Source organism: Shewanella xiamenensis, assembly GCF_014647135.1.
In the GTDB taxonomy this organism is placed as follows: domain Bacteria; phylum Pseudomonadota; class Gammaproteobacteria; order Enterobacterales; family Shewanellaceae; genus Shewanella; species Shewanella xiamenensis.
This window is the reverse complement of sequence record NZ_BMOP01000001.1, coordinates 127,050-139,077: the sequence shown is the minus strand read 5'-3', so window position 1 is coordinate 139,077 and position 12,028 is coordinate 127,050. Positions and strand designations below refer to the sequence as shown.

General features: G+C 43.0%; 9 protein-coding genes and 1 tRNA gene. 4 read left to right on the top strand and 6 right to left on the bottom strand.

Features of this window, described 5'->3' with window-relative positions; genetic code table 11:
• Positions 1 to 113 precede the first annotated feature (113 nt).
• Positions 114 to 446: a YegP family protein gene (locus IEY09_RS00570; protein WP_011073636.1), complete on the top strand. Its 333-nt coding sequence runs from the start codon at positions 114 to 116 to the stop codon at positions 444 to 446.
• 131 nt (positions 447 to 577) lie between these two features.
• On the opposite strand, the gene IEY09_RS00565 is transcribed toward IEY09_RS00570, so the two are convergent.
• Together IEY09_RS00565 and IEY09_RS00560 are read right to left on the bottom strand one after the other, a co-directional pair.
• A tRNA-Leu gene (locus tag IEY09_RS00565) sits at positions 578 to 664 on the bottom strand.
• Positions 665 to 1,009: 345 nt separating this feature from the next.
• Positions 1,010 to 2,599, bottom strand: coding sequence for a bacteriohemerythrin (locus tag IEY09_RS00560; RefSeq protein WP_188869398.1), 1,590 nt, complete (start codon positions 2,597 to 2,599; stop codon positions 1,010 to 1,012).
• 306 nt (positions 2,600 to 2,905) lie between these two features.
• On the opposite strand from IEY09_RS00560, the gene IEY09_RS00555 reads away from it, so the two are divergent.
• On the top strand, positions 2,906 to 3,037 hold the full coding sequence (locus IEY09_RS00555) for a DUF3149 domain-containing protein (protein ID WP_011715898.1): 132 nt from the start codon (positions 2,906 to 2,908) through the stop codon (positions 3,035 to 3,037).
• 120 nt (positions 3,038 to 3,157) lie between these two features.
• On the opposite strand, the gene IEY09_RS00550 is transcribed toward IEY09_RS00555, so the two are convergent.
• Complete coding sequence (locus tag IEY09_RS00550; protein WP_047540754.1) at positions 3,158 to 3,769, bottom strand: superinfection exclusion B family protein; 612 nt, start codon at positions 3,767 to 3,769, stop codon at positions 3,158 to 3,160.
• Between the two features lie 169 nt (positions 3,770 to 3,938).
• Between IEY09_RS00550 and IEY09_RS00545 the strand changes: the two genes are divergently transcribed.
• A complete protein-coding gene (locus tag IEY09_RS00545) occupies positions 3,939 to 5,570 on the top strand; it encodes a sensor histidine kinase (RefSeq protein ID WP_047539347.1) in 1,632 nt (543 codons plus the stop codon).
• A gap of 33 nt (positions 5,571 to 5,603) precedes the next feature.
• On the opposite strand, the gene tcdA is transcribed toward IEY09_RS00545, so the two are convergent.
• Complete coding sequence (gene tcdA, locus IEY09_RS00540; RefSeq protein ID WP_188869396.1) at positions 5,604 to 6,407, bottom strand: tRNA cyclic N6-threonylcarbamoyladenosine(37) synthase TcdA; 804 nt, start codon at positions 6,405 to 6,407, stop codon at positions 5,604 to 5,606.
• Between the two features lie 883 nt (positions 6,408 to 7,290).
• Between tcdA and IEY09_RS00535 the strand changes: the two genes are divergently transcribed.
• The gene (locus tag IEY09_RS00535) at positions 7,291 to 8,361 is read left to right on the top strand and encodes a porin (RefSeq protein WP_037428011.1); all 1,071 of its coding nucleotides are present in this window, start codon (positions 7,291 to 7,293) and stop codon (positions 8,359 to 8,361) included.
• A 190-nt stretch (positions 8,362 to 8,551) separates the two neighbouring features.
• Here the strand turns inward: IEY09_RS00535 and parC are convergent, their stop codons facing one another.
• Complete coding sequence (gene parC / locus IEY09_RS00530; protein WP_055647704.1) at positions 8,552 to 10,828, bottom strand: DNA topoisomerase IV subunit A; 2,277 nt, start codon at positions 10,826 to 10,828, stop codon at positions 8,552 to 8,554.
• Positions 10,821 to 11,996 (bottom strand): PQQ-dependent sugar dehydrogenase, encoded by a 1,176-nt coding sequence (locus IEY09_RS00525; protein WP_188869394.1) that lies wholly within the window; start codon positions 11,994 to 11,996, stop codon positions 10,821 to 10,823. Before IEY09_RS00525 ends, parC begins: the two co-directional genes overlap by 8 nt.
• Between the last annotated feature and the right edge of the window lie 32 nt (positions 11,997 to 12,028).

Genomic DNA, 12,028 nt, shown 5'->3' with positions numbered 1-12,028 from the left:
AATGTGGCATCGGCACATATCAAACCAGATAAAGTCGACTAGACTGAGGCACGAGCAGGAAATGGTTTCCTCGCTTGCGCTATGCAATGCCTTAAAGAAGAAGGAGCAATTCCATGTCAGGATGGTATGAATTAAGCAAAAGCAGTAACGATCAATTTAAGTTTGTGCTTAAGGCTGGTAACGGAGAAGTCATCCTCACCAGCGAACTCTACACGGGTAAGAGTGGTGCCATGAATGGTATCGAATCCGTTCAAACCAACTCCCCTATCGAAGCCCGATATGCCAAAGAAGTGGCGAAAAACGATAAGCCGTACTTCAACCTAAAAGCCGCGAACCATCAGATCATTGGCACTAGCCAAATGTATTCGAGTACCGCAGCAAGGGACAACGGGATCAAGTCGGTAATGGAGAATGGGAAAACCACGACGATTAAAGATCTAACCTAGATCGATATGTGCAGAGTGGTGGATCTTAAAGGGCATGTGTGTACCAACAAAAAGCTGGACTTAAAGCGGTAAGTATCTAACAATGCTGAATTTTAGATACAAAAAAACCGACTTAATGTCGGCTATTTGTATGGTACCAGAGGACGGACTCGAACCGTCACGCTTTTAAGGGCGGTGGATTTTGAATCCACTGTGTCTACCGATTTCACCACTCTGGCACAACTTTGGAGCTTCAAAAACTTTGCAAATCTTTGCAAGGCTTTTGCGTGTTAATTATTTCAAATTAACTCTTAATAACAACAGCTTAGTGAAGTTTAATATCGTAACGCAGTGACTTTTGAATCCGCTGTGTCTACCGATTTCACCACTCTGGCATTATCAATACTTAGAGCTAATAAAAACAACTAGCTGGCTCTAAGTGGTGGGAATTATACCTTTGCCAAAGACAATGGCAAGCCCTTTTAAAGACCTTGTTGGCAAATTAGTTTTAACCGCTCAAAAATCCGGCGTCTATTAATTTTACCTTGGATACTGCTCGATGACTCTTAAAACAGCATCTTAATCTACTCAGCGCCATGGGAAAGTAAAAACTGCGTATATTCCTTGTCACTTTTTTGAATATGGTTAACCAACCAAGATTTTAAGAATACCATTAACTCGTCAGCCACATCTTCACCTCTACCAACCCGCTTTTGAAAATCAAGCACTTGACCAACAAGCTGCGCATGTTTCTCCTTATGGGCAATAGTTTGTGGGTATCCAAAACGAGCAAACAACTCTTCTTCATAGGAAAAATGATTCGCGGTGTAATCCACAAGTCCTTGAACAATCCGTTTAATCGCTTCGAGGCCATAGGCTTCGCTTAAGGTACGGTGCAATTCGTTAACAAGAGAGACTAAGCGTTGATGCTGGCGGTTAATCTCCGGCATACCGATATCAAGTTCAGGCCCCCATTTTACAAATAGTTGGCTTTGGGCTTGATTAGAGGTAAATAGCTGCTTATCCACATGGAAACGATGTAGCAGTGAACCAATCTCCTGAGACATATTATAAACCTTAAGACTAGATAGATTGGTTAGATTAGTATGATGCGCATTTTTCAACGCTAATTCAGCCATCGCGTTGATATTTTTGTTAATTTCCTCTGCAACGGCATGCTGCTCTTCCGATGCAGTGGCAATTTGATGAGACATATCAGTAATGCTTTCAACGTGAGTGACAATTTCACCCAAAGATTGATGCGCTTTCTCTACCATCAAGGCGGTTTCATCGGCGATAGTGACGTTTTTTAACATCACTTCAACCCCTTGTTGAGCGCCCTTTTGTAATGCGGTTATCTGCTGTTGAATTTCAGCGGTCGCCTCTGAGGTACGTTTTGCCAAATTACGGACTTCATCGGCAACAACCGCAAATCCACGGCCATGCTCACCCGCTCGAGCACTCTCAATCGCCGCATTAAGAGCCAATAAGTTGGTTTGTTCGGCCACTTGCGAGATAGTCTCAATAATGCTGCTAATGCTATTCGTATCGGCAGCAAGGTGTTCAATCACTGCTTTTGTTTGGTGAATTTGCGACGTCATATCGCTGATTTTATTGACAATAGCGCCCATGACTTCATCACCATGTTTAGCTGAAGTCTGTGCAATATCAGCGGCTTGCGCGGTATTAGCCGCATTGTGTGACACTTCTTGTACGGTTGAAACCATCTGGGTCATGGCCGTTGCCGCAAGCTCGGTTTGACGTTCTTGCTCCAGAACGCCTTGTTTTGCCTGCTCACTAATCGTCTTGATGTCGGTGGCGACCTTCTTCATCCATTCGCTGGTATCAACTAGAGATAGAATAGTACGACTAACATCTTCACCCATGCGATTGATGCTGTGAACGACAGTGTGAAACACTCCCGCATCTTTCTCATCAAGCTGGTAACTCAAATCACCGTCACCCAAGTGATGAGCCGCACGCTCGAGGTGCCTCAGATTACGGATAAGTTTGTTAATGTTAAAAAATAGAATAAGGGCAAGTGCAATTAAACATAAGGTTGCAACCCAATGCGCGCTACTAAGCAAACAATAAAGGGGATATAAAAGTAAGACCATGGGAGCGAAAATAATACCATATCCCATAGTGCCCCTTTTAACAGTGGTGCTAGCCATTTTTGGCTCCTTCAAAAATGCAGTCTAACTTCAATCAATGCTAAAACGGATTAGCAAATACCTTGTTCTTGGTATCACTTAATAGTTACTACTCTTAAGACTAGTCCCGAATGAAGTAAGAAACAAAGCCCAAAAGATTGAGCTTGATAAAATTTCATCACCTGCTAAATTTGAGGTAGATCACAGGGTTAATCTTTGGTTACAAGATTGTTTTGGGACGTCGATTTTTTATTGATCAGGATCAGTATTTGCTGACAGTAAGAGCGCTAGTGTATGGATGACTTCACAAGAAAGAGGATTTCAATCATGGCATTTTGGTTAGATTTAATGTTCGGTAACCCAATTGGTTTACTTTCAATGATCGTTATCTTTAGCACTATAGGGATAATTTCTTATATCACTTGGATGTTTATCGTGAAGTCAGCGCAACAATCGTAGTTTTTGCTTCCAAATTGTTATTCTGTTCATTGTAGCTTGTAAAAATTGCACGTTGTTATGGGGGTTCCATTAACCCCCATTTTTTATGCCTGTAATTTCGAGTTAGAGCCAACGCTACACTTAAGCTGCGTGTTTACGGTTTTGTACTAAGCCATTGAGAAACTGCGGGCGCGCTTTAATCAGATGTTGCATTTCTTCTTCACTTGGTTCCCCTGCAGGTAAACGTAAAACGCCCCGATTTAAGTAGATACGTGCTTTCATCGAAATTTTATAGTCTGCTGTGGGCCCTTGGATTGCGTAATGACGTTCATTACCTAAACATTCGAGGATACAGGCACTGAGCAAACTTTTGACCGCGGGTTCGTTTTGCGGCAATGTCAAAATAGTGGCTCCTTGCAAAAAGAATTCTCGTAATAATGCTCGCTCTGCACGATCCAGCAAATTAACTTTTGCTTCAATGGTCTCGGTGATGCGCTTATCACTTAAATGACGAATCGACTCATCTAATCCCAAGTTCAATAACTGAGTTAAAAAATACGCGATCGAGATAATAAGTCCAAGCCCGACAAAATGTGCGTGCTCGGGTACAAACTTATCCAGTGCCAGCAAAGTAAGAATATTTGACGGCATCGCCAATAAAACCGCACAACTCACCATTAGCCACAGCATAACCCGAAACATTACCTTCTTAGGGTTAAACAACTTCACTGAATCGAATTTGAGTTTAATCATAGTGTTATCCCAGTGACAAAAAATTGAACTTAGCCAAGACCAAGCAAGTTTGATGCCATTGCTTTATTCAATATTGAGGGATTTTTCACTGGGATAACATGCGAAATTTTTTAAGCTTGAGTCTATGCTTATAAGCATCCAACTTGCTATCAGATAAAGATTATTTAAGATGCTGACATTCTTCAGTCAATTTATAAAAAGCCCGATTGGTAGGCACCTCACCTTGTCAATTGTGCTATTCAGCTCCTTAATCACACTAATGACGACAGCCTACCAACTCATTAGCGATTATCGTGGCGATGTTAGTCGGATTGATCGGGTATTTTCTAATATCGAGAAAGCTAACCTGGATGTATTAGCCGCAAGTATTTGGGTAATAGATGAAAGACTGATTAACACCCAACTGAATGGTCTCATCCAACTACCTGATATTAACTATATTTCAATCAAAGATGATAGTGGCCAGTCGTGGAACGGAGGAACCCCAAAACCAACTCATACTTTAAATAAAATCTTTCCTCTGGTGTATAAATCACCGACCGACAATATCAACGTTGGTACTTTAGAAGTACAAGTAGACATGGATGCCATTTATGACCGCCTTTACGATAAAGCCATCCTTATTTTACTCTCCAATGGCATAAAAACCTTCTTAGTCGCTGGATTTATTCTATTTTTAGTCTGGTACAACATCACTAAACATCTCGATAAACTCAGTAAATACTGCAAACGGATTAACTTAGACGCGGACTTCGAACCCCTTCAATTTGAACGTAAGGAGAAAATCGATGAGTTTAAACAAGTTGCTGATGCGATTAACAGCATGCAAGGGCAACTTCGCAGCTCATTTGAAGCACTGAAAAGTTCTAAAGCAGAGTTACAAACAGCATTAGAAGATAGAGAGCGTTTACTGAAACTCGAACGTAGTTATAAGGAAGAACTAGCAAGACAAGTTAAAGAACGAACCCAAGAGTTAGAGCAATCCTTAGCCGCTCTAAAGCGCGCACAACAGGTGTTAGTTGAACAGGAAAAAATGGCCGCCTTAGGAGGGTTAGTGTCTGGTGTGGCGCACGAAATTAATACCCCCATTGGTATTTGCTTAACGGCGGCAAGCGCACAATTAAATCATATAGAAGAACTCATTGAGCTTATCCATAGTGAGCACGCAACACTCGACGAAATCAATGCGATTTTGGACGAGTATCAACAAAGCTGTGAGCTTATAGTTCGTAATATCACCAAAGCCAGCAGCCTAATTCAAAAATTCAAGACTATTGCTATCGACCGCAGCCACGAAGAGCATCAGTGCATCAATCTGCAAAGGCAGCTTAAAGAGATTTTAGCGTCTAGCTTGATAATGCATCCTAAACTCAACGCAAAAACCGACCTACAAGTCGATCCCAACTTAAATATTCAAACTAATGTGAGTCTATTAAACCAAATCGTCAGTAATATATTGTCCAACGCTTATACCCATGCATTTCAAGACCGAGAAGATAATCAGATACAAATCTCCGCCAGTATTGAGCAGGGTTTTGTGAATATCAGCATCCAAAATAATGGCGTCGCAATCCCCCCCGAAGTCGCTGAACATATGTTCGAGCCTTTCTTTACCACCAATAGAAGTAAAGGCGGCACGGGATTAGGTTTATCCGCCGCCTTTAATGCAGTCACCTTGTTAAAAGGTTCAATGAGCTATCAAGCAGACTCTTCACTCGGCGGCGCGCAATTTAACATTCGCATTCCTCTTAACCAATGCGATGCGCCTAAGATAACCACTCACCACGAGTTCACTATTTGAAAATATTTAGAACAATAAAACACACAAATTGGATTATTCGTTAGCTAATTGTGCCAACCGAGAAAGGACACGGCTCGCCGCCACAAATCCAAAAGTACCAGTGACCATAGTCACAGCACCAAACCCCGAAGCACAATCCATCCGCATGCTACCATCGGCGGTGGCTTTGGTACTACAAACCGAGCCATCAGCTTGAGGGTAAACGAGCTGTTCACTAGAAAAAACGGCATCCACAGCAAAACGACGTTGTACATTTTTGGAGAAGTTATATTCACGGCGAAGAATATTACGCACTTTTGCAAGCAACGGATCTTGATAGGTCTTAGCCAAATCAGTCAGTTGGATCTGAGTTGGATCAACTTGCCCACCAGCACCACCTACGGTCACAATCTTGATTTTTTGACGTTTACACCAAGCAATAAGCGCTGCTTTTTGTTTTACCGCATCAATACAATCAACAACATAATCAATATTGCCGCCTGACTGAGAACCTAGTAAATAGTCACCCAGATTGTCGACCGTAATAAAATCTTCTACTTCATTGACTTGGCAATCAGGATTAATCTCGCGGATCCGTTTGGCCATAACTACAACCTTAGAATCGCCAATAGTTGAGGTAAGCGCATGAATTTGACGGTTAGTATTGGTCACGCAGATATCATCTAAATCAATTAAGGTAATTTGACCAATACCACTCCTTGCCAATGCCTCAGCCGCCCAAGTGCCCACACCACCAATACCAATTACCACGACATGAGATGCTGCAAATTTCGCAAGCGCTTTTTGCCCGTACAAGCGGCCTATGCCACCAAAGCGATTTTGATAGGCTTCAGTCATCAATACTTACCTTATTATATCTAGCGAACCCAGCCGCAACGAGAAGGAGGAGAAACACTTACCAACGCAGCATAATGCATGAAAAATGCGCCGAAGATTCTAAACGATTTAAGCCAAAAACCGAAATCAAACTCAACCCATGAGCTAAAAGATGCAGCTAGATATTAAATTAAACCACTTGGCTTTCCTAAGGCACTGAGCAGACATGTTTGCACGAATGCAAATGTAAGCGCTAAACCCACGTTGATTGACGGCTTTACTCGTCAATAATCATTCCACGTATCGCAAGCACAAGCTTGCCAGAACGAACAAAATTCACACTCAAAACCTCAATACGTCCTAATACTATGGTCTAGGATCATGGCTATCGCATTGAACTAATGCTTATGCTAGCTGAGTTAATACAATATCTAAACAACAGAACAGCAACATCAGCTAAGTAATTAATTTTAAATATATTAAACAACAACCTCGCAGGTATTTTGTTGCTAAAAAGTAACTTTACTTGTTTTTTTTATTGTACTCGGTACCCAATAACACCAACTCACGCGTATATGACAAACTTGCGACAACATTAGTATATGCTACAGTTAGGCCCGCCGGTCTGTATATGCTACGGCACTTCGCATACCTCTTTAGTAGTATGCCAAAAATACAGTTTTATCTCTTACACGCCGATTTTCGGTCAAGTAATAGGGAAATGTCCTAAAAAACCCCGAATACAGGCAAGGAGAGCTAAAAACTTGATCTATGACACAGCCTGCAAGGCATAAAACTGTAAAAATCGGCGGCAACTTTGTTACTTATTTCTGTAACAAACGTGTTAAACCACACAAAAACCATGAAAAATGGATAAGAACTTAGGTTCGAGGGAGCACAAAACATGAAAAAGACATTCATCTCTGCATCAGTTGCATCAGTATTAGCGCTGGCTTCATTCGGTGCGCTAGCCGAAGGCCCAAGCTTCTATGGTCGTTTAGAGCTTGCATTAACTAATACTGAAACAGGTGCAACTCTACAATCAGGCACCAATGGTGTTGATACTAAAAACTATGCTGATGAAAACAATGCTGGTACCTATTTAGAAAACAACTTCTCACTGTTAGGTGTTAAAGGTACTGAGAAAATCGCTGATGGCTATGATGTTGTTTATCAAATGGAATTCCAAGTTGAAAATACTTCTGGCTCAGGTGATGTGTTCAAAGCTCGTAACACTTTCCTCGGTTTAAAAACTAATGCAGGTACTGTATTAGTGGGTCGTAATGACACAGTATTTAAGCAAGCAGAAGGTAACGTAGACGTATTTGGTAACACCAACGCCGATATCGACCGTTTAGTCAGCGCACAAACTCGTAGCGCAGATGGTGTATGGTACTACTCACCAAAAATCGCTGATTTAGTGACCTTAAACGCCACTTACCTGTTCGATGATAACGACACTACTGCAAAAACCACCGAAAGCTTATACGCTCTGAGTGCAACTCTGGGTGATAGCAAGTTCAAAGATCAAAACTACTATTTAGCAGTTGCTTATAACAAAGGTATTGCGGGTGTTGATGCATACCGTGGTGTAGCACAAGTTAAATTTGGCGATTTCAAAGTGGGTGGTTTATTCCAAAACTCTGAAAGCGTAACTGATAGCTCAGTAGATGGTAACACTTACTTTGTTAACGTTGTTTACACTTTAAACGGTGTTAACCTGAAAGCCGAATACGGCTTTGATGAAACGGGCTTTGGTAACTACTACAAAAACGTTACCACTGGTACAAACCTGTTAAAAGGCGCAGACATCAGCGTACAAAACTTCAACGTGGGTGCTGACTACCGTTTCTCTAAATCAACTATGGTATACGGTCAATACGCAATGTACCGTGGTGACCATGTCGTAGCAGGTAACAAAGTAGACCTACAAGACGACAACGTATTCTCTGTTGGTGTACGTTACGACTTCTAATATCCTTACGGATATTCGCTAATAAAAACCTACCGCAAGCGGTAGGTTTTTTTATGCCTTGTATTTAAGAACAGTGACTCTGTAGCGCATAACTCTGAGAATAAAAAAGCCACTCCAGTGAAACTTGAGTAGCTTTGATTAACGGTTTTGATAACTTGTGGCTACCTCTTACGCAGCCTCAAATTAACAGTTAAATACTAGGCAAGACCTCTGCACCTTCGCCTAATTCCACACTATCAACACGCTGTAATCCACGTGGTAATTTTGCCCCACGACGTCCGCGCTCACCGCGATAATGCTCTAAATCACTTGGTTTAAGTGTGAGTTTGCGCTTACCCGCCCACAAGGTAACTGGAGTATCTGCTGGCACAAGTTGTAAATGTGTCATTAACTCTTCACGGTTTTTAGCGCGCTCGCTTGGAATACCGATAATCTTATTACCTTTACCCTTAGATAATTGCGGCAATGCTTCCAATGAAAACAGTAGCATACGACCTTCATTGGTGATGGCAAGGATAGACATCTCTCGATTACGATCAATCGGTTTGGGTGATAAAGACTTGGCATTCGTCGGTAAACTCAATAGCGCTTTACCCGCCTTATTACGAGACACCATGTCATTGAAAGTACAAATAAAGCCATAACCTGCATCGGTTGCTAAGAGGAAGCATTGCTCGTCTTCCCCCAAAATAACATGCTGCATGGTCTCACCAGATGCCATATTAAAGCGCGTAGTAATGGGCTCACCTTGGGTACGAGCCGATGGCAGACTATGACTATCGGTGGCAAAGGCGCGACCGGATGAGTCAATAAACACAGCCACCTGATTACTACGCCCGATGGCACTACAGAGATATTGATCGCCCGCCTTATAGGATAAAGACTCGGCATCAATATCATGGCCCTTAGCACAACGCACCCAACCTTTTTCTGATAACACCACAGTCACAGGTTCACTCGGGGTAAGCTCTTGCTCTGTTAAGGCGCGGGACTCATGGCGTTCTACAATAGGAGAGCGGCGATCATCGCCATAGGTCTCACCATCTTGGATTAATTCTTTCTTAATTAAGGTTTTTAAACGGCGCTCAGAACCTAATAATTGCTCTAACTTTTCACGTTCAGCTTCCAGTTCGTCCTGCTCAGCTTTGATCTTAAATTCTTCTAACTTAGCTAAATGGCGTAATTTTAACTCGAGGATGGCCTCAGCCTGCTTGTCTGTCAGGTTAAAACGCGCCATCAACTCCGCTTTGGGCTCATCATGAAAACGAATGATCTCAATGACTTCATCAATATTGAGAAAAGCGATCATTAACGCTTCAAGGATATGTAAACGCGCCAACACTTTATCTAAACGATATTCGAGGCGACGTCTTACGGTATCGACACGAAACTCAAGCCATTCGGTGAGTAAGTCTTTTAGGCCCTTAACTCTTGGACGACCATCCAGGCCCAGTACGTTAAGGTTTACCCTAAAACTTTTCTCAAGATCGGTGGTCGCAAACAAGTGCGCCATCAGTTGATCGCAATCGACGCGATTTGAGCGCGGTACAATCACTAAGCGAACGGGATTTTCATGGTCAGACTCATCACGCAAGTCAGCAACCATAGGCAATTTTTTCGCCTGCATTTGAGCAGCAATCTGCTCTAAAATCTTACCACTACCCGCCTGATGTGGTAGCGCGGTGATCACTATTTCACCGGCTTCGACAGTATAAACCGCACGGGCTTTTAAGGAGCCACGCCCGGTTTCATAGATTTTGGCAATATCGGCAGACGGGGTGATGATCTCAGCTTCTGTAGGATAATCAGGCCCTGGCACATAGGCCATCAACTGCGCAAGGTCGAGTTTGGGATCGTCCAAAAGCGCAACGCAGGCATTCACTAACTCTCTGGCATTATGTGGCGGTATATCTGTCGCCATGCCCACCGCAATACCAGTGATCCCGTTCAGCAAAATATGGGGTAAACGTGCAGGCAGCACTTTGGGCTCTTTTAACGTGCCATCGAAGTTTGCCCCCCAGTCAACCGTACCTTGTCCCAGCTCAGATAATAACAGCTCAGAAAACTTCGACAGGCGCGCCTCGGTATAACGCATTGCTGCAAATGACTTAGGATCGTCTGGTGCCCCCCAGTTTCCTTGACCATCTACGAGTGGATAACGATAGGAAAATGGCTGCGCCATCAGCACCATCGCCTCATAACAGGCACTATCGCCATGGGGATGGTACTTACCTAATACGTCACCCACTGTACGAGCTGATTTTTTATGCTTTGATTGAGCCGATAAACCAAGCTCGCTCATAGCATAAATAATCCGTCGTTGTACGGGTTTAAGGCCATCACCAATATGGGGTAAGGCTCGGTCCATAATGACGTACATGGAATAATTCAGATAAGCTTCTTCGGTAAAGCGCCGCAATGGCATCTGCTCTACGCCATCCAAGCTTAACTTGATTGCGTCACTCATTTTCTTCTAGTTCCTGTGGTTCTTCAGTATTATCGCCATCCCTATAGAACAGTCGATACAGGTTACCTTTCAAATCATCCGAGATGTACATGGCCCCATCTTCACCGGACAATAATCCATAGGGGCGGGCGACAGGAAACTCACCGTCGAGAAAACTCACTACGGTTTCGCGACTGACCACCTGTTGATTCTCAAGCTTCAACATGACGATTTGATAACCGACTTTGCTTGAACGGTTCCAAGAACCATTTTCAGCAACAAACAATTGGTTATGATAGATTTCTGGGAATTGCTTACCACGGTAAAATGCCAGTCCCGTTGGTGCAACGTGTGCAGGCAGTTCGTATATCGGTACAGAAATTTTTAAATTTTTTGGCTTTTCATAGGCAGGTTCGACCACGGATGATGCGTGTAAATACGGAAAGCCATAATGGCTGCCCGCCACATCGATGCGGTTAATCTCATCGGGGGGTAAGTTATCGCCCATCCAATCGCGTCCTTGATCGGCAAACCACAATTTGCCGTCTTGAGGAGACCAGTCAAAACCTGTCACATCGCGAATACCTGACGCAATTTGCTCACTGGCGCCGGTATCCACATTAATCGCAATAATACTGCTATAGGGCGCGCTCGCTTCACACACGTTGCAAGGTGCACCGATAGAGACATAGAGCCTGCCATCAGGACCAAAATTCATCGCTCGAGCACTTTTCTTATCAGAATCTGGTAAATCGCTATAAATCTCTTTAGGACGACTTGGACGGCGTAAGCGCTGCTCGATATCAATAAAGCGGACAATTCGGTTTTCAGTTGCCACAAACAGATCACCATTATGGAACGCGATCGCATCGGGAGACTCTAACCCCTTGGCGATGACATAACGCTTGTCTACACGACCATCTTGGTTACTATCAACAAGTGCATGCACTGTGCCACTCTTATTGGAGCCGACAAATAAGGTGCCATTTGCCCCCATCGCAATCTGTTTGGCATCCCCAAGATCGGAAGCATAGAGCGATAAACCAAATCCCTTTGAGACGGTAATCATGATCGACTGAGACCCTGCAATCGCCGTCTGGATCGGTAACAAAGCCATACTCACCAGTAGGGTCCAATAGGCAGAGAACACCTTTAAACATTTATAATTATTCGTTTTAATATACAACATGGTAATTTTCTTTATGCCTAAGTGTTATTGTT